The sequence below is a fragment of the Arachnia propionica genome (assembly GCF_900637725.1).
In the GTDB taxonomy this organism is placed as follows: domain Bacteria; phylum Actinomycetota; class Actinomycetes; order Propionibacteriales; family Propionibacteriaceae; genus Arachnia; species Arachnia propionica.
The window spans coordinates 809,494-827,866 of the sequence record NZ_LR134406.1 but is presented as its reverse complement, the minus strand read 5'-3'; the positions used below and the strand labels follow the sequence as shown (position 1 = coordinate 827,866).

Genomic DNA, 18,373 nt, shown 5'->3' with positions numbered 1-18,373 from the left:
GGCCGCGCGGACCGCCACCGGATGGGATAAGCTGCCACAGTTGGCCCCGTAGCTCAGGGGATAGAGCACCGCTCTCCTAAAGCGGGTGTCGTTGGTTCGAATCCAACCGGGGTCGCCAGTGAAACGCCTAGTCAGACGCGACTAGGCGTTTGCTTTTCCACGACTGCTCCCCCTCGGAGTCCGCATCTGTTCCGCATCAGCCAGCACCACCCGTGAAGTTCCTACCTCTCCCGTTTCAGCAGTTCCTCGAAGGGAATGACCTGCTCGAACCCGTCGACGGGATGTCGGCGTTCTACGCCCGTCAGGCAGGAGCGCAGCTCCCCCACCGCCTCGTCGATGCGCCACCGGAGTGCCGCCGCCCGAGCCCCCTCGTCTGCGAGCCTCGCGATCTCGACGGTGGCCCTGATGCGCTCGTGATCGGTAGGGGTGCGCCCGGTGGCGGGGTCGGTGGTCACGTCGCCGACGCTGAAGATTCCGAACTGCACGTCTTCTTATCGCACGAGTCAAAGCTGATTGGATTGTAAATCGCTTTGGTCGTTGACTCATTCCCCACCCCAGCTCAAACCCACGGCTCAGCAGGCGCACAGCAATCCCACAGCAAAGCGCCGTTCGATGGGATCAGCAACAACCCTCGCAAAGAGAGCAGACCATGACAACCTTCATCCGCAACACAAAGATGTGGGCCGCGGCGACCCTGACCGCCCTGTCCTTGGGAGCAGCCGTCCTCACCTCAACCTCCCCCGCCACGGATGCGGCGATCCAGCGATCCGACGTGGTGGCGGTCAGCACCCTGACCATTTGAACAACGCCGGGTCGCCGCGAAGGTCGTCACACGGCCGCTGCCCCAGCTCTTGGCCAATCGAACGATCAGGACGACGCCCAGGCCGCCAGATGAGCCCCCTCCATGTTGAGCTGGTGAGAGTACCGGGACGTGGTTGCCACGTACCTCCCCGGTCTTCGCGGACCGCAACTGCTCGGCGCTCCACTTACCCGGCCGGACAGGACGGTTTCATACCCTTTGCGTCTGGTTTCGCGGTCTCCCGGGAAACCCGTTATTCCGTGTTGTGTGTCCTCGGTGGAGCCGGGAGCACCAGCGGTGTGCCCGTCACCGGGTCAGGGGTCACCGAGACCTCGAGGCCGAACACCTGTTCCACCATCTCCGCGGTCATCACATCGGAGGGTTTTCCCTGCGTCAGGATCTGGCCGTCGCGCATGGCGATGATCCGGTCCGCGTAGCGGCAGGCCTGGTTGAGGTCGTGCAGCACGGCCACCACGGTGGTGCCGAGCACCTGGTTGAGTTCCCGGCACAGCTCCAGGACCTCCACCTGGTGGGCCAGGTCCAGGAACGTGGTGGGTTCGTCTAGGAGCAGCACGCGCGTCTGCTGGGCCAGTGCCATCGCGATCCAGACCCGTTGCCGCTGACCGCCGGACAGCTCGGCGACGCGCCGCGCGGCCAGCGCGCTGACGTTGGTGCGTTCCATGGCGGTGCTGACCTGCTCGTCGTCCTCGTCGGACCACTGGTGCAGCACGCTCTGGTACGGATACCGGCCACGGCTGACCAGTTCGTGGACAGTGATCCCCTCGGGGGCTATCGAGGACTGCGCCAAGAAGCCGACCTCCCGCGCGAAGGCCTTGGGGCGCATCCCGGCGATCTCCCTACCGTCGAGCAGGACGGTTCCCGAACGCGGCGGCAACACCTTGCTCAGCGACCTCAGCAGGGTGGACTTGCCGCAAGCGTTCGGCCCGACGATCACGGCGAACGACCCCGTCTCAATGGCGACATCGAGGCCCGCCACGACATCGGCGCCACCGGCGTATCCCAGATGGAGGTCCCGGCCCTCCAGCACGAAGGACCGGGCTTCGTTTCCGCTCAACCCCGGACGGCCTTGACGATCTGGTCACGGACGACGCGTGCCGCAGTGGGCCCGGCGTTCAGGAAGAACGGGTCGTCATCGACCTTGACGGCGTGTCCGGCGCTCACGGCCTTCAGCGAACCCCAGAGCGCCTGTCCGGTGAGTTCCTCGTCCTTGTCGCCCTGGATTCCGTAGAACAGCCAGTCGCCGTCGGCCTGGTCGAGGGTCTCGGAGGACAGCTCATTCGAGACACCGTTGGTGAACTGCTGGGTGTCGGGGCGTTGCAGCCCCATGTCGGCGACGACGGACCCGGCGAACGAGATCGGCCCGAAGATCCGGAGCTTGTCGCTGTTCTTGCGCAGCAGCGAGACCGTTCCGGCGGAGCTCAGCGCTGAACCAGCCTCGGCCGCCTCTTTCTTGAGCGTGTCCAGCAGGGACTGGGCCGCCTCCCGTTTACCGAGGGCGTCGGCCAGCAGCAGGAAGTCGGTCTTCCAGAACTGTCCGGTGCCGCGCATCACAACAGTGGGGGCGATGGCGGTCAGGTTCTTGTGCAGGGTATCGGCATCGTCCTTGCCCGCGATGTTGGTCAGGATCAGGTCGGGTTTGAGTGCCCCTATGGCCTCGATGTCCGGTTCGTTTCGGGACCCGACCTTCGTGATGGCCTCGATGGCGGAGACCTGGTCGGGGTAGGCGTCCTTCAGGTACTGGGAAACGGGACCCTCCGCGCCGGATGCGGTGGTGGAGCCGATCGGGCACATGCCGAGGGTCAGCATGGCGTCGGCCTGTCCCGTGGAGATGACGACCACCTTGGTGGGGGCGGCGTTGATCGTCGTCTCGCCCTGGTAGTGGACGACGGTGCGCGGGAAGACGCCATCGGCCTGCCCGGAGCCCAGCCCGCTGTCCAGCTCGGTGGGGACGACGGTGCTCTTCGGGAGGCTCTTGGCGGAACCAGAACCCGTGGATGCCCCACCGGAAGCGGCGGGCGAGGTTTCCTGCGAAGCGGAGTTGGATGAGCAGGCCGCGAGCACCGCCAGGGCGGAGACCGTCCCACCGGCCAGGATCGCGCGGCGGGAAACGGTGAAGGGATGGGGACGCATCGCTCGAGAAGCACTCATGAGAGCAAGGCTAACCTTAACTCCGTGACAAAGGCCAGCTTATTTCGCAGCTCGCCTCAAACCCCGACCCGAACAGGACCAGCGCTCCATGCGATCTTCCACTGATCAGGCCGACACCCCCGCTCGGCCCGGCCGTCCCCGATTCACCAGGAAACGCAGCGGTCCCCTGCGTTTCCTGGCCCCACTGCTGGCGGTTCTGGTCCTCCTCGTGCTGATCACCGAGAGCCTGGCTCTGGGTTCCCGGACCTTGAGCCCGGAGGAGGTCTGGCAGGGATTCCTGGCGTACGACAACTCGGTTGCCAGCAAGGTGGTGTGGGGGCTGCGCATCCACCGCACCATCCTCGCGATCGTGGTGGGCGCCTCTCTCGCCGTGGCCGGGGTTGTCATGCAGGCCCTCACCCGCAATCCTTTGGCGGAACCCGGCATCCTCGGGGTCAACGCGGGCGCCTCCCTCGCGGTGGTCGCGGCCATCGGAGGGCTCGGGTTGACCTCCGTGAACCAGTACCTGCCGTTCGCGTTCGCCGGCGCGGCGGCGGCCGCGGTGCTCGTGCACATGATGTCGCGGCGCTCCGCCGATTCCGGACCCGCCCGTCTGGTGCTGGCCGGTGTCGCACTGGGCGCCAGTCTCTCGTCGATCACCGGCACCATCACCATGTACAACAGCAAGATCTTCGACTCGTACCGGTTCTGGGTGGTGGGTTCGCTCGAGAACCGGAAACTGGAGGTCCTGCTCTGGGTGGCCCCGTTCCTGGCGGTCGGTCTGGTCCTGGCCCTGGCATCGGCGCACAGCCTCAACGCCTTGGCTCTCGGCGACGAACAGGCCACGGCACTCGGGGTGAACCTAGCGGTGGTCCGGGGAGTCGCGTTCGTCGCTCTCACCCTGCTGTGCGGGGCGGCAACGGCCGCCGCCGGTCCGATCTCCTTCATCGGCCTGGTCATCCCCCACGTGGTTCGCCTGCTGGTGGGGGCCGACCAGAAACACCTGCTGGCGTGGTCGGTCGTGGCAGGGGCAGGACTCCTGCTGGCGGCCGACGTGGCGGGGCGGCTCCTGATCCGCCCCACCGAGCTGGAGGCCGGGATCGTGACCGCCTTCATCGGCGCACCCGTGCTGCTCGTACTAGCCGTGACGAACCGGACGAACAGGAGGAGCGCATGATCCCGGACTCGGTTCACACCCTGGGTGCCCCTCCCGGTCATCGCCGGATCTCTCTCGGGCCCCGAGCGCGCTTCAGCTTCCTGGCGCACCGGCGGTCGCTGGTGGTGGCCGGGATCGCGTTGCTGGTAGTTCTGGCGGGGTCGGTGGCATCACTGACCACGGGAGCCTATCCGGTGTCCCTCGACATGCTCCTGGATGTGTTCCAGGGCAGGGGTGAGGATCTGGCCCCCTTCATCGTTCTCGAGCAGCGGCTACCGCGGGTGACGGGGGCGATCGTCATCGGTGGCATGCTCGGAATGTCGGGCGCGATCTTCCAGAGCGTCTCCCGTAACCCGCTGGGCAGCCCCGACATCGTCGGTTTCACACGGGGTGCGACGACAGGCGGCCTGTTCGCCATTCTGGTGTTCGTCTCCTCCAGTGCCCTGGTCACCGGGGCGGGGGCGATCATCGGCGGCGCCGCCACGGCAGCGGTGGTCGTGCTGCTGACCATGCGGCGCGGGGTCGGCGGGGACACCCTCGTGCTGAGCGGTATCGCCCTGGGGCAGATGCTCGCTTCCCTCAACGACTACCTGCTGGCCGCCACCGACATCGAATCAGCCGAGGCGGCCAAGACCTGGCAGCACGGCAGCCTCAACGGCATCACCTGGGCGACCGTCACCCCCCTGCTGGTCACCGCGATCCTGCTGCTCCCGGTCGGGATGTGGCTGGCCGGGCCCGGCAGGATCCTAGAGATGGGCGACGACGCGGCCTCGGGGCTCGGCCTCAGAGTCCGCCGGACCCGCTCCGCGATGATCGGCTACGGCGTGGTCCTGGCAGCGGTGTGCGTGGCTGCGGCGGGCCCGATCGGTTTCCTGGCCCTGGCCGCTCCCCAGCTGGCGGGCCGGCTGTCGCGCTCTGCGGGGATCAATCTCCTGCCGACGTTCATGGTGGGTGCGGCCCTGCTGGTCCTGGCCGATTTCACTGCGGGACGGCTGCTCAGTCCCTTCCAGATCCCCGTCGGGCTGATCAGCTCGGCCCTCGGTGGGCTCTACCTGATGTGGCTGCTGGGAATGGGGGGCCGGCGTCGCGCATGAGGGGTTCGGGGGCGGCGATCACCCACTTCCCGTGCCCGGTTGCCGCCTCTCACCCCGTCCGGGCAGGGCTTGCAACCGGCCGGAGAGGATCGATACTGTTTTTCCGCCCCACCTCCGATCCCGAGAATTTCGGGGCCGTCAGCGGAGCGGAGCGACGCACCGGAACTCCCGGGCCACTTCCCGCGCACCTGGGCCACAGGCAAGGAAAGAAATTTGGAAAGGCACTCCCCCACCCGTGAGGGCCGCGGACGCACCTGGGCGAAGGCCATCCTCCTGGGCGAACATTCCGTCGTGTACGGGCATCCCGCCGTGGCCGTGCCGCTGCACGACCTGCCGATGCAAGCAACGGCAACACCCGTCCCCGGCCCCTCGTGGCTGAACAGTCTCGACCACCGGGGCCCCATGGACCAGGCAGGTCCCCGGTTCGCCTGCGTCGTGAGGGCCTTCGAGGCAGCCCGGGAGTTCTCGGGATGCCCCGAGCAGTCCTTCGAGATCACCACGCGCAGCGATTTCCCCCACGAACGCGGCCTGGGTTCCTCCGCGGCCGCGGCGGGCGCGATCATCCGCGCCGTCCTGGACGCCTGCCGACGCAAGGCGTCCGCCGACGATCTGTTCGCGCTGACGCAGCTGGCCGAGCAGGTGGCGCACGGAAAACCGTCCGGGCTGGATGCGGCGGCGACCAGCTCCCCCCACCCCATACGGTTCAAGGGCGGTCGGATGCGTCCCCTCAGTCAGTGCATCGAACAGGCGCACCTGGTCATCGCAGATTCGGGCGTCCACGGCAGCACCCGTCAGGCCGTCGGCGGCCTGCGACTGCGCTACGAGGAGAACACCGGCGCCATCGGCCCGCTCATCGACGAACTCGGCGCGCTCGCGCAGACGGCTGTGACCGCCCTGGGTGACGGCGATGCGCCCGCCCTCGGGGCGGCCATGGACCGGGCACACACGGTGCTGGCGGAACTCGACCTGAGCCTGCCGGTCCTGGACGAACTCACTGCCTCCGCCCGCCGGGCCGGGGCGCTGGGAGCCAAGCTCACCGGTGGGGGACTCGGCGGGTGCGTGATCGCCCTGGCGGACAGCGCGCAGGCTGCGGACCGCATCCGCTCCGCCCTGGAACGCTCGGGCGCGCCCGCGACGTGGACTCACAGGATGCCAGTCAGCGAGGTGAAAGAATGACCATCACCGCGACGGCCAGCGCGAACACCAACATCGCCCTGATCAAGTACTGGGGCAAGGCGGACGAATCGCTGGCGATCCCCGTGACGTCGAGTCTGTCGCTCACCCTCGGCGGAACCCGGACCACCACCACAGTCTCCTTCGACGGCGGCACCGGAGGTGAGGACGCGGTCACCATCAACGGCGCCACCCCCGGCGGGACGGCCCGGGAGCGGGTCGTCCGGTTCCTCGACCTCGTGCGCTCCCGGGCGGGCATGGCGATCCCGGCGAGCGTCACGTCCTCCTCCACCGTGCCGCTCGCGGCCGGCCTGGCGAGTTCAGCGGCGGGTTTCGCCGCACTCGCCGCGGCCGCCACGCGCGCGGCGGGCATGCGCCTGGACGAGCGTGCGCTGTCTCGGCTCGCCCGGCGCGGCTCCGGGTCGGCCACCCGCTCGATCTTCGGTGGTCTGGTGCTGTGGAACGCCGGCGTCGACGACGAAACCTCCTACGCCGAACCCGTGGACTGCGACCTGGCCCCGGCCATGGTCGTCGTCGTTGTCTCGGCGGGACGCAAGACCATCAGCAGCACGCAGGCCATGCGCCACACCATGAACACCTCACCGCTCTACCCGGCCTGGGCCGAGGCCAGCCGCGAGGACCTTCGGGTGGCGCTGGATGCGGTGCGCGCCCGCGACCTACCGCGCCTGGGTGAGGTCGTCGAGGGCAACGCCCTGGGAATGCATGCCGCGATGATCGCGTCGCGTCCCTCCGTCGTGTACTGGCTGCCGGAAACGCTCGACGTGTTGCACACGGTCCGCGTCATGCGTGACGAGGGGTTCCCCGTCTGGGCCACCATCGACGCTGGCCCGAACGTGAAGGTCCTCACCACCGGGGAGGATGCCGATCAGGTCGCGGCGGTTCTCCGGGACCGCATCCCATGCGCGACGACCTCGGTCAGGTACCCGGGCGGCGGCGTGCGCGTCGAGGAGGTCACCGCGTGATCTCGGCCAGTGCACCCGGAAAGCTCTACATAGCAGGCGAGTACGCCGTGGTCGAGCCCGGTCACCGGGCGGTGCTGGTCGCGGTCGACCGTTTCATCACCGTGCGGGTCACGGTTGCCGAGCACGCGGGCCGCATCACCTCCGACCTGTACGCGACACGTTCCCTGACGTGGTACCGGCGTCTCGAGGACGACGTGCTGGAGGTCGAGGAGCAGTTCGACGACTACGTGGTCTCGGCGATCCGCGTCGTCGAACAGATGGTGCGCGAAAAGGGCGGCTCGATGCGGTTCTTCGACCTGGACGTCTCCAGCGAACTGGACGACGGCAGCGGACGCAAACTCGGCCTGGGTTCCTCCTCGGCGGTGACCGTGGCGACGGTGCGGGCCGTGGCCGGTTTCTACGGCCTGCCTCTGGACGACATGGCCGTGTACAAGCTGGCGCTGCTGGCCAGCGATGCCGTGCAGCCCATCGGTTCCGGTGGCGACATCGCCGCCAGCGCGTTCACCGGATGGGTTGGCTACACCTCTCCCGACCGCGCCTGGCTGCGCAGGGAACGCGCGGGAACGAATACGGGCAACGGCCTGAGCCGGCTGGTGGCCGGGCGGTGGCCGCTGTTGGAGATCCACCGCCTGCCCAGCCCCGGGCTGAGTCTCCGCGTGGGATGGACCGGCGCCCCCGCATCCACCCCCCGTCTGGTCGCGGGCGTCCAGGCCGGCGCGCACAGGACCGACGACGCCGCCTACACGGCTTTCCTGTCCAGCAGCGAGAACTGTCTGGGGGCCTTGGTGCAGGCACTCCGGGAGAACGACACCGCGGAGATCAGTCACCGAATCGAGGAGAACCGGCGGCTCCTGTCGGATCTCAGCCGCACCAGTGGGATCACCATCGAAACCCCCCAGCTGCGAAGGCTCGCGGAGATCGCCCAGGAACACGGGGCGGTGGCCAAGAGCTCCGGCGCCGGGGGCGGGGACTGCGGAATCGCCCTGTGCCCGCCCGAAACGGACACCGCCGCCATGTGCGCCGCCTGGAAGAAGGCGAGCATCCATCCCCTCGACCTGTCGGTCCATTTCCACCCCGAGGTCACCCCATGATCCCCGATAGCGGCACCCCGGGACACGCATCCCGGAAGGACGAGCACCTGAACCTGGCCGTTCGCCTGCACGACCGGGACCGGCCAAACGCCTTCGACGACGTCTCCTTCATCCACCACGCCCTACCCGGCACCTCCGTCGATTCGACCGATCCGGGCACGAGCGTGTTCGGTGTCCGCTGGGAGGCCCCGTTCTACATCAATGCGATGACCGGGGGCACCCGGGCCACGGCGGAGATCAACGCAGGCCTGGCCGGGGCCGCCGCCGACGCGGGTGTGGCGATCGCCTGCGGTTCGCAGCACATCGCCCTGCGGGACCCCGGGTGCGCCGATGGTTTCCGAATCATCCGCAGCGAGGCCCCGCAGGCCTTCGTGCTGGCCAATGTGGGGCCGGCGGCAACACCGGAGGATGCGGTGCGTGCCGTCGAGATGCTCGAGGCCAATGCCCTGCAGATCCACCTCAACGTGGCACAGGAACTGGTCATGCCCGAGGGGGACCGGGATTTTCGCGACTGGCCCGAGCGGATCGCGGCCATCGTCGCGGCGGTGCCCGTTCCCGTCGTAGCCAAGGAGGTGGGTTTCGGTCTTTCCCGCCGCGCAATGGCGATGCTGGAGCGGGCAGGGGTCGCGGCCGTCGACGTGGCGGGCGCGGGCGGCACCGATTTCATCGCCATCGAGAACGAGCGGCGTTCCCGACGGGACTACTCGTACCTGACCGGGTGGGGGCAGTCGGCGGTGCTGTGTCTGCTGGATGCGCTGTGGGGGGACGAACCCACCGGCCTGCCGGTGTTCGCATCCGGGGGGGTGCGCACTCCTCTGGACGTCGTTCGTTCGCTCGCGCTGGGTGCGCGCGCCGTCGGCGTCTCGGGCCATTTCCTGCGAACCCTGGTCAAGAATGGGCTTGATGGGTTGAGGCGCGAGCTGCGCACGTGGACCGATCACGTGCGCACGCTCATGACCCTGCTGGGGGCGGCCGATGTCGGTCAGCTGCGCGACACGGATGTGCTGGTGACGGGGGAAACCGCCGAGCGGGCCCGCCTGCTCGGCATCGATCCGGCACAGCTCGCCCACCGTTCGAGGCGTTGAACCCCGGCCAGAACCACTCCTCACCCAACCACCAGTGCCCGGACAAGGTCACCATGGTTTCGGCACGGGCCGCTCCTTCGTCGCAGCCCGGCTCAACCAGCTTCCCCTTCTCCGAAGCCGGTTGAGCCAGCACGTGAGGCTCACGCGAACGGCTGAGTCGAAACCACCCCCACCCGACGAACAGACCCGATCACCAGTCCCCGAACAAAGTCACCACGGTTTCGACACGGCCAGCTCGCAGAGCGAGCAGGCCGGCTCAACCAGCTTTGGGAAGGAGTAGCCGGCTCAGGCAATGGCGGCCAGGGCAGTGATGATGCCGGGGGCGGCGTAGAGCGTCATGAACTGCACCCCGTAGGAGACTCCGAGCCGGTTGAGTGCCCCGCACACCACGCCGACGAGCAGCACCCCGAACATGTTCGGGACTCCCGCGTCGATGTAGGCCAGCAGCAGGATGAAGACCACGAACAGCGTCAGCACCGCCTCGTGCGGGATGCGTCGCATGACGAAGTAGGTGATCTGCGACGACCAACGAACCGCGATCACGTAGGTGATCACGACCGAGATCAGCGCACCAACGACGACTGCTGCTATGAAACCGGGCAGCTGCAACCGGTGGTGCAGGTTGTTGCCCAGATCGTAGACGGGGGGTGCGTTGAACAGCGGGCCCGCGGGTCCCGCGGAAACCCCCGAGACGGGAATGCCAAGGGCCACGAGCGGAATGATGACCCCGGCGAGATAGGTCGAGTGCGTCAATGAGCTCATCACGGTCACGGCGCGTTGCGCGCGACGCACAGGGTCCTTCTTCTGGCGCGCCACCGACGCCTCGCCGAGCAGGAAGGTCAGGCCGACGGGGCTGAGCACGAACAGCGGCGTCGATACGGCCGCCATCAGGGCACTCCACCTGCCCTCGGACCGGGTGATCATGCGGCCCGGCATCAGCGCCTGGGATTCAAATCCGGAGCGCAGGAGAGATGTCCTGGTCCTGGTCCCGTGCGGCAGCGCCGCGCGACGTTTGGCGTTGAGCAGTTCGAGCAGGGTGATGAGCATGGGACCCACCGTGATCCCGAGGAAGAAGGAGATGTTGACGTTGCCCTTCTCGCCGATGATGTTGACCGAGCGGTAGAGCGTGGGCAGCGCCTGGAACATCAGCGCCAGCGGAATGATCGCCACCAGCGCGAGGATCCGGTTGGTGCCGAGCAGCGCCAGGAGCACCGTTCCCGCCGCGAGTATCACCGGGGTCTGGGCCTTGATCGGGTCGGCGATGGGCGCCAGCAACCCCGCCAGGATGAAGCTGAGGGGAATGGAGACCACGGTTCCGATGGCGGAGCCCACCGCCATTTTCCGGATTGTCTCGGAGGCCAGGCCCCTGTTGCGCAGGAAAACGGAGTGTTCCATCAACGGAGCCGACATCACCCCGCCCGGCAGGCCGACCAGCGCGGTGGGGATGCCGTTCATCAGGTTGAGCGTCACCACCGCGGAGACGAAGAAGGCGAGCACCACCTCAGGCGGGGCACCGGACAGCACGACGGCCAGGGTGATGGGTGCGAGCACGCTCGTCTCGTCGGTGCCGGGAATGAAACCGATGAAGGTGTAGAGCACGACGGCGCCGAGCACCGCCATCAGCATCATGCCGATGAGTTCCGGGGTCACTCGGCACCTTCCTCACCGGCGTCGACGGGCTCCATCTCGTCGACGATCCCCACGTCCCGTTTGGGGGCCACGAGGAAGCAGTTCAGGACGAAACCGACGACCGAGGCCCCCAATCCCCAGTAGAGCGTCTGCCCGCCGGTGTTCGAGGCGATCAGCACCGCCGCGACGGCACAGACCGCCGAGACCGCCAGACAGACCAGCAGATCCTTGGGTGAGACGAGGTCGTTCCACACCTCGATGTTCCGACCTTCCAGGCCCTCGAATCCGGCTTCGGGGATATTTCGCACGGTCGGTCATGTTATTCCAGATCCCCCGAACGCACCATAGGTTCACCAAAGCCCATCTGACTGATCGATTCGCCCGGCGACGGGCACGCGTCACGTTTTCCCGGGAAGTGGGCGGTCGGCGTCATGGACGAGCTTTTCCAGAGCTGCGATCACCTGCGACCTGCGCCTGCCCGTCACTGGAGCGAGTCCCAGCACGTCGGCCAACCAGATACCGTCGACGGCGAATCGGACAGCGGTGGCAACCCATGGGGAAATGCCGTCCCGGTCGAGCCGTGCCTGCCAATCGGCATAGCGTTCACGCAGGGACTCCAGTGCCTCGGGGCTGGCCACGGTCGCGGCGAGCAGCGCTGCCACCGACTGCGTAACCGGCCCGTCAGGGTGTTCAGCCGAACGCAGGTAGGCCTTCGTTGCGGCACCGGGTTCCTCCCCCGCCGCGGTGATCAGCTCTTCGAAAGCAGAGACATGGCGGGCCACGAGTCCCTCGACGAGGGCCTTCTTCGACGCGAAGTGGTAGAACAGGCCACCCTTGCTGATTCCTGCTTCCCGTGCCACCGATGCAATCGTGAGCGCGTCGCCACCGTCGCGCACGAGAATGCGACCGGCTGCATCGAGAATGGCATCACGTGACGCCTGTGCCTTGTCTCCCATGGCTTCCCTTCCGCTGCTGTCCGGTCACGCTACAGCACATCAAAAAAACCGGACGTCCGGTGCAGTAACATGGGAGCATGACCACTACCTCAGGGAAGACCCCCGTCACCTCAGCCCTTCTCGGTGGCTGCGCGCAACGTACTGCGAAGGCGTTTCTCATCGTCACTGATCTCGGCCTGCTCGCCTACTGGACGCTGACTGCCGTCGGCGTGATCTCGGTGGGCACGGGCGATGTCCTGTTGGCCTGGAACTGGTCCTTCCTACCCCTTGACCTGTTCGCGGTCACGGCGGGGCTGACGTGGTCGCTGTTGCCCACCGGGCATCGCTGGTCGACGCCGCTGTTCCTGTGCGCCCTGACCCTCACCTTCTCGGCGGGCCTGTTGGCCGTCAGCTTCTTTGCGCTGTGGGGCGCGTGGGCTCTCTCGTGGTGGTTGGTGAACCTCTGGTTGATGCTGATGCCGGTAGGGCTGTTTCTCGCTCCCAGGCTGTTCTGTAGCGGGACGGCATCACCATGAACGGGGAGAAAACCGGTATCGATCCGAAGCACACCTCTGGGGGAGGCCAAACGGCTGACGCATCCTCAAGGCAGCCGCGGTACCGATCCACCCGGGAAGACCTCTAAGCTGTGGAGCGGATCTGAGGCAACCGCAGGAGCAGCCATGACGAGCATCGCTGGAAAGGAACCGTCCACCTGGGAAGCGAAGTTCCCCCTGATCCGGGAGCTCGTCGCGTACCAGGAGACGGCTTGGTTCAACCCTGGGATCAGGTCAGGCAAGGCCGCATTGACGGGGCTGGGGCTCACGGTCGCCGACATAGATGACGCGGCGGCCCGCCTGAGGCGCTTCGCCCCCTACATCGCGCAGGTCTTCCCCGAGACCCGGCTTTCCGCAGGGATCATCGAGTCCCCCCTGTACGCGGCTCCGTTCATGCAGGCCGCGATTGAACGCCGGGAGGACATCCGGATCCCCGGGAAACTCTGGGTGAAGATGGACGCCGAGCTGCCGATCTCCGGCTCCATCAAGGCTCGCGGGGGGATCTACGAGGTGCTGCACCACGCCGAATGGGTCGCCCTCGACGCGGGGCTGATCACCCGGGACTCCGACTACCGGGAGCTGGACTCACCGGAAGCCCGCGAGCTGTTTGCCGAGCACTCGATAGCGGTCGGTTCCACCGGGAACCTGGGCCTGTCGATCGGGATCATGAGCGCGCGGCTCGGTTTCAACGTCACCGTGCACATGTCCGCCGACGCCCGCCCGTGGAAGAAGGAGATGCTCCGCAGGCACGGCGTCGAGGTAGCGGAGTACGAGTCCGACTATTCGGTGGCGGTGGCCGCTGGCCGCAAACAGGCCAGATCCGATCCGTCGATGCACTTCGTCGATGACGAGAACTCCACGACGCTGTTCCTCGGTTACGCGGTGGCCGGGCGGCGTCTGGCGGGCCAGCTCCAGGCCTTCGACATCCCGGTGGACGAGAAACACCCGCTCTTCGTGTACCTGCCGTGTGGGGTGGGTGGCGGTCCCGGTGGCATCACCTTCGGCCTCAAGACCGTCTTCGGTGACGCCGTCCACCCGGTTTTCGCGGAACCGACCCACTCCCCCAGCATGCTGCTCGGCGTGCGAACCGGACTCCACGACGGGGTCTGCGTGCAAGATTTCGGCATCGACAATGTCACGGCCGCCGACGGGCTGGCGGTCGGCCGCCCGTCGGGTTTCGTCGGCAGGTCCTTGGAACACGCCATCGACGGCTATTACACGGTCAGCGACGAGAACCTCTACCGCTACCTGACCCTACTCAGGGAAACCGAGGGGTTGAAGGTCGAACCCTCCGCCGTCGCCGGTTTCCTCGGCCCGCAGCGGGTCCTGGACGATGCCGCCTATCTGAAACGCACCAAGCTGACCTCGAAGGTGCTCGCCAACGCGACCCATCTGGTCTGGGCGACGGGCGGATCGATGGTGCCGCCGGACGAGATGAACGACTATTTCCGCAAGGGGGTCGAACTGCTGCTGGAGTTCTGAGGAGGCCGCCGGGAAATGACGAGGCCTCCGGGGCCGTTGAGGTTCCCCGGAGGCCTCGCCCGTATCGGGCTCACTTTCCGGTGAGCTTGTCCTTGGCCTCTTCGACCTTGTCGGCGACACCGCTCGCGACGTCACCGAGCTTCTCCTTGGCGTTGTCGACGATCTGACCGACGCCGCCCTTCACGCGATCCCCCTGGCCTTCGGCTCGGAGGTCCTGGTTGCCAACGGCCTCGCCGACGTTTTCCTTGGCCTTGCCGACGGTTTCCTGGATCTTGTCACCGAGTCCCATTGCGTCCTCCTGTTGGTTGTTGCGTGCATCGGACCGACACTCAGGCTACAAGGCAATTCACGGTCACCCAAGGATTTCCGGGCACTCCCCGCCGAGAGACGCGCTTCCCACGATCACCAGAACCAGGCACCGGGGTCGTCTCGTTCCTCACCTTTCCCACTAGACATCAGCGCTCCGGCACCCAGTTGGTTCACCCGTCGCGCATAGGCCAGCCGGTCCTCCAGGGTCGGGAGTTCATCCGCCATGAGACCGTCGAGAAGCAGGACCGCCAGCCCGTGGACGCTTGCCCACAGAGCGGTCTCGTGCTCGGGGGTGGCGCGCTCACCAGTGATGGCCTGTGCGAACCGGCCGAGTTCATCGCGGGCCCGCTTACCGGCCGCCAGGACCCCGGGAAACCGCGCAGGGTCGCACATGTCGCGGCGGAACATGACCCTGAACACCCCCGGATTGGTCAGCGCGAACTCGACGTAGGCGTTCCCGGAAGCCTCCACCACGGCCCTGAGATCCTCGGTGCCCGCCCTGTCCCGCGCTTCGCGCAGCCGGTTCGCCAGCTCGTCGAACCCCGCCTCGACGAGGGCGGCGAGGATCGTCTCACGGTTGGCGAAGTAGTGGTAGGGAGCCTGGTGGGTGCAGCCGGCGCGACGCGCCACCTCCCGCATGCTGAGCGCGGCCGGCCCGCCCTCGTCCAGTAGTTCGCGGCTGGTGCGCAGCAGGTTCTCGCGGAGATCGCGCGTCTCACTGGTTCTCGGCCTACCCGGCGTTTTCGTGGTCATGACCCGATCCTACGCCATGCTTGACATTGTCAACCAGCTCGCTAAGCTGTCGCTAGACATTGTCTAGGAAAGATCGGAGCGGGAATGTATGACGCCATCGTCATCGGTTCGGGGATAGGTGGGTTGACCACAGCAGGGCTGCTCGCCCGGGTCGCAGGCAGGAGGGTCCTCGTGCTGGAGAAACACACCGAGCCGGGGGGATTGACGCACACGTTCCGCCGCGACGGCTTCTCCTGGGACGTCGGGCTGCACTACATTGGGCAACTCGAACCGGGCAGCCCGCTGCGCGCGTACCTCGATTACCTATCGGGTGACGAACTGGTGTGGAACCGCGTACCGGATGCCTACGACCGTTTCGTCTACCCGGGCATCGACTTCTCCGCGCCCTCCGATCCCGCCGAGTACCAGCGGAAACTCATCGAAGCCTTCCCCGCCGAGGCCCGCGCCATTCGCCGATATTTCCGCGACATCCGCAACGTCAACAGGTGGAACACCCTCAATTTCATCAAACACATGGTGCCTGGCACCGTCGCGCCACTGCTGCGGGGCATCCAACGGATCTCGGGCCGGATGGCGCTCGGAACCACGCAGCGCTACCTGAAGAGACGTTTCCGCTCCCCCAGGCTCCGGGCCCTGCTGGCCAGCCAGTGGGGCGACTACGGGCTGCCGCCGTCGCTCAGCACCTTCGCCACGCACGCGATGATCGTCGGGCACTACCTGAACGGCGCCTGGTTTCCCGAGGGCGGCAGCGCCCGTGTTGCCCGGACCTTCGAGAAAGGCATCGAACGGGCCGGAGGTGCCGTGCGGGTTGCCCAGGACGTGCAGGAGATCCTCGTGGAGAACGGGCGGGCGGTCGGGGTCCGGGTACTGGATCGCCGCGGCCCCGTCACGCAAGAGCGGATCCATCGCGCGCCGGTGGTGATCTCGAGCGCGGGCGCTCCCGTGACCTTCTTCGATCTGCTGCCGACCGACGGGCCGGTGGGGGCGGCCACCGCCGGCCTGCGCGACGCGATCCGGCGGATCGGAACCGGTACCTCGGCCGTCACCGCCTACCTGGGGTTGCGCGACGACCCGCGCGGCATCGGGGTGACCGGTGGGAATGTGTGGGTCAGCAGGGACCTCGATCACGACGACCTCCCGGGCCAGTTCACCGCGCTGCTGTCCGGGTCGCCCAAGAACGCCTTCGTCTCGTTCCCGTCGGTGAAATCGGGCGAGACGCACCACACCGCGGAGATCATCTCCTTCGTCGACGCCGACGCATTCAAGGCGTGGCGGAACACTCCCAGGGGCAATCGCGGCGCCGACTACTCCGCTCTCAAGCGGCGGATCGGGAACGGGCTGATCGACCTCGCTGAGACCGCCGTTCCCGGTTTGAAGGACCTGATCGACTACGTGGAGGTGTCCACCCCCCTGACGGTCGAGCACTACACCTCGCACCCTCAGGGGGCCTTCTACGGCATCCCCGGCACCCCGGAACGGTACCGTTCCCCGCTCGGACCGGTCACTCCGGTGGAGGGACTCTACCTGTCGGGTCAGGACGCGGGCAGCTGCGGGATCGCAGGCGCAATGATGGGCGGGGTGGCGGCGGCCTGTCAGATCCTGGGGCTCAAGGGGTTCATGGAGATCCGCGCTGCGATCACTTCCGGACCACGAACCACCACCCCGTCCGAGTGGCCGCTGCCCGAGGGCAAGCATCGCGCCACGCTCTCGGCCAAGCGACACCTGACCGAGAGCATCTGGGAGGTTTGCTTCGATGTGGACGACGAGATCGGGGACTGGGCTCCCGGTCAGTTCGCCCGGATCCACGTCGGCAACGACGCGTGGCGCGACTACTCCATCGCGGGCGTCGACGGCCATCAGGTGCGTTTCCTGATCAGCGCCCGGACCCGCGGGCAGGGGTCGCGGTTCGTTGAGGCTGCCGAACCCGGGACGCGCACCACGATCGAGCTTCCGCTGGGCCAGTTCACTCCGGTCCCGTCGGGTCGCCGCCGGGTCTTCGTCGCCACCGGAACCGGACTGGCGCCGTTCCTGCCCATGTTCACCGCCCCGGGGAACCGGGATGACGACATCCTGATCTTCGGCTGCCGCACCGGCGAGGACGACCTGACCGCCCTGCTGCCCGACCCGATGCCGACGGTGCTGCGCTGCATCAGCCGGGAGGACGTCGACGGCGCCCTGCGCGGCCGGGTGACCAACGCCCTGGAAACCCTGGACTTCGACCCCGCAGGAACCGACTTCTATCTGTGCGGCTCGTCGGCCATGGTCGCGGACGGCATGGCGCTGCTGGAAAGCCGGGGAGCGGAGCACCTGTTCACGGAACCGTACTGACGAAGGTGGCTCAAATCACCGGATGGGAGACCATCAGCAACAGGAAGGCGATGGCCCACACGAGGTTGATGATGTTGAACAGCGCCCCATCGAGGAGGGGTTTGCCCGGGTAGGGCAGACGCGTGAGCGCGAACCACGGCAGGGCCTGGAAGGGCGGCGTCAGAAAAAGGGACCACCATGGAAACGCGGTTGTCCCGGAGCCCAGGGCGATGCACACGAGGATCCAGCCCAGCGCGGTCAACCCGATGGCGGGGAACCAGGCGGCCACGAGGAAACGATAGAGCCTGCGTGCGTGTTCCAGGACCGCCCCATCCGGTTCCTCGCCATCCCCGGCTGAGTTGTAGGCGATGTACGCACGCTCGGATGCCAGGGCCAGCGGGTAGAAGGTGGCGTGGGCGAGGGGCGACAGGCAGAACCCGATTCCCAGGAGCGCCACCCCCGCCACGCCGATTGCCGAGCCGCGCAGCAGCACCCAGTGGGCATAGAGGCCGGCAAGCATGAGCGGTATGGAATAGTTCGCCACCAGCGCTCCCCACCTCAGGCGAGGTTCGTTGATGCGCGTGTAGAAGGCGTAGGCATCGTCGCCCATGAGCTCGATGAACTCGCCGTGCTCACGCCTGTCGGGTTTGCGGAAACCGACGATTAGGGCGTCACCGGCGATCCAGCACAGGGAACTGATCAGGAAGGCGAGAATGGACCAGATCACCAGCATGTACACCACTTCCTCGTCACGGATGGCCGAACAGATGCTTCCCACGTCGCCTTGTTCCAAGGACTCGAACCCGCGCAACCGGCAGCACTGTTCCCGGGAGAAGCCCGGTATCGACACGAACGAGCCCATTCAACCTTTCTTC

General features: G+C 67.2%; 19 protein-coding genes and 1 tRNA gene. 11 read left to right on the top strand and 9 right to left on the bottom strand.

Annotated elements, in window-relative coordinates; translation table 11 throughout:
• Positions 1-42 precede the first annotated feature (42 nt).
• Positions 43-118: transfer RNA gene (locus tag EL272_RS03680), tRNA-Arg, on the top strand.
• 103 nt (positions 119-221) lie between these two features.
• Here EL272_RS03680 and EL272_RS15660 read toward each other — a convergent pair.
• On the bottom strand, positions 222-485 hold the full coding sequence (locus tag EL272_RS15660; RefSeq protein WP_061787854.1) for a hypothetical protein: 264 nt from the start codon (positions 483-485) through the stop codon (positions 222-224).
• Positions 486-649: 164 nt separating this feature from the next.
• Between EL272_RS15660 and EL272_RS15230 the strand changes: the two genes are divergently transcribed.
• Positions 650-802 (top strand): hypothetical protein, encoded by a 153-nt coding sequence (locus EL272_RS15230; RefSeq protein ID WP_014845873.1) that lies wholly within the window; start codon positions 650-652, stop codon positions 800-802.
• 250 nt (positions 803-1,052) lie between these two features.
• Here the strand turns inward: EL272_RS15230 and EL272_RS03670 are convergent, their stop codons facing one another.
• Positions 1,053-1,874, bottom strand: coding sequence for an ABC transporter ATP-binding protein (locus EL272_RS03670; protein WP_390849474.1), 822 nt, complete (start codon positions 1,872-1,874; stop codon positions 1,053-1,055).
• Positions 1,871-2,968, bottom strand: coding sequence for an ABC transporter substrate-binding protein (locus EL272_RS03665; protein WP_041696215.1), 1,098 nt, complete (start codon positions 2,966-2,968; stop codon positions 1,871-1,873). The genes EL272_RS03670 and EL272_RS03665 overlap by 4 nt, the downstream gene beginning before the upstream one ends.
• An 88-nt stretch (positions 2,969-3,056) precedes the next feature.
• Here EL272_RS03665 and EL272_RS03660 point away from each other — a divergent pair, with 88 nt between their 5' ends.
• From EL272_RS03660 to fni, 6 genes are all read left to right on the top strand, one after another.
• Positions 3,057-4,124 carry a FecCD family ABC transporter permease gene (locus EL272_RS03660; RefSeq protein ID WP_061787856.1) on the top strand — a complete coding sequence of 356 codons (1,068 nt, stop codon included), beginning with the start codon at positions 3,057-3,059 and terminating at the stop codon, positions 4,122-4,124.
• Positions 4,121-5,197 carry a FecCD family ABC transporter permease gene (locus EL272_RS03655; protein ID WP_061787857.1) on the top strand — a complete coding sequence of 359 codons (1,077 nt, stop codon included), beginning with the start codon at positions 4,121-4,123 and terminating at the stop codon, positions 5,195-5,197. Before EL272_RS03660 ends, EL272_RS03655 begins: the two co-directional genes overlap by 4 nt.
• A gap of 213 nt (positions 5,198-5,410) precedes the next feature.
• Positions 5,411-6,373, top strand: coding sequence for a mevalonate kinase (mvk, locus tag EL272_RS03650; RefSeq protein WP_061787858.1), 963 nt, complete (start codon positions 5,411-5,413; stop codon positions 6,371-6,373).
• A complete protein-coding gene (mvaD, locus tag EL272_RS03645) occupies positions 6,370-7,353 on the top strand; it encodes a diphosphomevalonate decarboxylase (protein ID WP_061787859.1) in 984 nt (327 codons plus the stop codon). Before mvk ends, mvaD begins: the two co-directional genes overlap by 4 nt.
• On the top strand, positions 7,350-8,444 hold the full coding sequence (locus tag EL272_RS03640) for a phosphomevalonate kinase (protein WP_061787860.1): 1,095 nt from the start codon (positions 7,350-7,352) through the stop codon (positions 8,442-8,444). Before mvaD ends, EL272_RS03640 begins: the two co-directional genes overlap by 4 nt.
• Positions 8,441-9,529: a type 2 isopentenyl-diphosphate Delta-isomerase gene (fni, locus tag EL272_RS03635; protein WP_061787861.1), complete on the top strand. Its 1,089-nt coding sequence runs from the start codon at positions 8,441-8,443 to the stop codon at positions 9,527-9,529. The genes EL272_RS03640 and fni overlap by 4 nt, the downstream gene beginning before the upstream one ends.
• Before the next feature lie 285 nt (positions 9,530-9,814).
• Here the strand turns inward: fni and EL272_RS03630 are convergent, their stop codons facing one another.
• The 3 genes from EL272_RS03630 to EL272_RS03620 all read right to left on the bottom strand — a co-directional run bounded on the left by EL272_RS03630 (position 9,815) and on the right by EL272_RS03620 (position 12,114).
• A complete protein-coding gene (locus EL272_RS03630; RefSeq protein ID WP_014845864.1) occupies positions 9,815-11,179 on the bottom strand; it encodes a tripartite tricarboxylate transporter permease in 1,365 nt (454 codons plus the stop codon).
• Entirely contained in the window at positions 11,176-11,466 is a 291-nt protein-coding gene (locus tag EL272_RS03625; RefSeq protein ID WP_014845863.1) for a hypothetical protein, read from the bottom strand. Before EL272_RS03625 ends, EL272_RS03630 begins: the two co-directional genes overlap by 4 nt.
• 90 nt (positions 11,467-11,556) lie before the next feature.
• Positions 11,557-12,114, bottom strand: a complete 558-nt coding sequence (locus EL272_RS03620) for a TetR/AcrR family transcriptional regulator (RefSeq protein ID WP_061787862.1) — start codon at positions 12,112-12,114, stop codon at positions 11,557-11,559.
• Between the two features lie 77 nt (positions 12,115-12,191).
• Between EL272_RS03620 and EL272_RS03615 the strand changes: the two genes are divergently transcribed.
• Together EL272_RS03615 and EL272_RS03610 are read left to right on the top strand one after the other, a co-directional pair.
• The gene (locus tag EL272_RS03615; RefSeq protein ID WP_014845861.1) at positions 12,192-12,629 is read left to right on the top strand and encodes a DUF5360 family protein; all 438 of its coding nucleotides are present in this window, start codon (positions 12,192-12,194) and stop codon (positions 12,627-12,629) included.
• A 144-nt stretch (positions 12,630-12,773) separates the two neighbouring features.
• Positions 12,774-14,129, top strand: coding sequence for a D-serine ammonia-lyase (locus EL272_RS03610; protein WP_014845860.1), 1,356 nt, complete (start codon positions 12,774-12,776; stop codon positions 14,127-14,129).
• A 70-nt stretch (positions 14,130-14,199) separates the two neighbouring features.
• Here EL272_RS03610 and EL272_RS03605 read toward each other — a convergent pair whose 3' ends face one another.
• Positions 14,200-14,418: a CsbD family protein gene (locus EL272_RS03605; protein ID WP_014845859.1), complete on the bottom strand. Its 219-nt coding sequence runs from the start codon at positions 14,416-14,418 to the stop codon at positions 14,200-14,202.
• Positions 14,419-14,531: 113 nt separating this feature from the next.
• The gene (locus tag EL272_RS03600; RefSeq protein WP_061787863.1) at positions 14,532-15,191 is read right to left on the bottom strand and encodes a TetR/AcrR family transcriptional regulator; all 660 of its coding nucleotides are present in this window, start codon (positions 15,189-15,191) and stop codon (positions 14,532-14,534) included.
• Between the two features lie 84 nt (positions 15,192-15,275).
• Between EL272_RS03600 and EL272_RS03595 the strand changes: the two genes are divergently transcribed.
• Entirely contained in the window at positions 15,276-17,519 is a 2,244-nt protein-coding gene (locus EL272_RS03595; protein ID WP_061787864.1) for an FAD-dependent oxidoreductase, read from the top strand.
• Positions 17,520-17,529: 10 nt separating this feature from the next.
• Here the strand turns inward: EL272_RS03595 and EL272_RS03590 are convergent, their stop codons facing one another.
• Entirely contained in the window at positions 17,530-18,360 is an 831-nt protein-coding gene (locus EL272_RS03590; protein WP_197720290.1) for a DUF6796 family protein, read from the bottom strand.
• Positions 18,361-18,373: the final 13 nt, after the last annotated feature.

Coding starts and splice junctions, on each gene's coding strand:
- EL272_RS03595 (WP_061787864.1), top strand. CDS start 15,276: ATGTATGACGCCATCGTCATCGGTTCGGGGATAGGTGGGTTGACCACA.
- EL272_RS03655 (WP_061787857.1), top strand. CDS start 4,121: ATGATCCCGGACTCGGTTCACACCCTGGGTGCCCCTCCCGGTCATCGC.
- EL272_RS03600 (WP_061787863.1), bottom strand. CDS start 15,191: ATGACCACGAAAACGCCGGGTAGGCCGAGAACCAGTGAGACGCGCGAT.
- EL272_RS03660 (WP_061787856.1), top strand. CDS start 3,057: ATGCGATCTTCCACTGATCAGGCCGACACCCCCGCTCGGCCCGGCCGT.
- EL272_RS03610 (WP_014845860.1), top strand. CDS start 12,774: ATGACGAGCATCGCTGGAAAGGAACCGTCCACCTGGGAAGCGAAGTTC.
- EL272_RS03615 (WP_014845861.1), top strand. CDS start 12,192: ATGACCACTACCTCAGGGAAGACCCCCGTCACCTCAGCCCTTCTCGGT.
- EL272_RS03620 (WP_061787862.1), bottom strand. CDS start 12,114: ATGGGAGACAAGGCACAGGCGTCACGTGATGCCATTCTCGATGCAGCC.
- EL272_RS15230 (WP_014845873.1), top strand. CDS start 650: ATGACAACCTTCATCCGCAACACAAAGATGTGGGCCGCGGCGACCCTG.
- EL272_RS03665 (WP_041696215.1), bottom strand. CDS start 2,968: ATGAGTGCTTCTCGAGCGATGCGTCCCCATCCCTTCACCGTTTCCCGC.
- EL272_RS03605 (WP_014845859.1), bottom strand. CDS start 14,418: ATGGGACTCGGTGACAAGATCCAGGAAACCGTCGGCAAGGCCAAGGAA.
- EL272_RS03590 (WP_197720290.1), bottom strand. CDS start 18,360: ATGGGCTCGTTCGTGTCGATACCGGGCTTCTCCCGGGAACAGTGCTGC.
- mvaD (WP_061787859.1), top strand. CDS start 6,370: ATGACCATCACCGCGACGGCCAGCGCGAACACCAACATCGCCCTGATC.
- fni (WP_061787861.1), top strand. CDS start 8,441: ATGATCCCCGATAGCGGCACCCCGGGACACGCATCCCGGAAGGACGAG.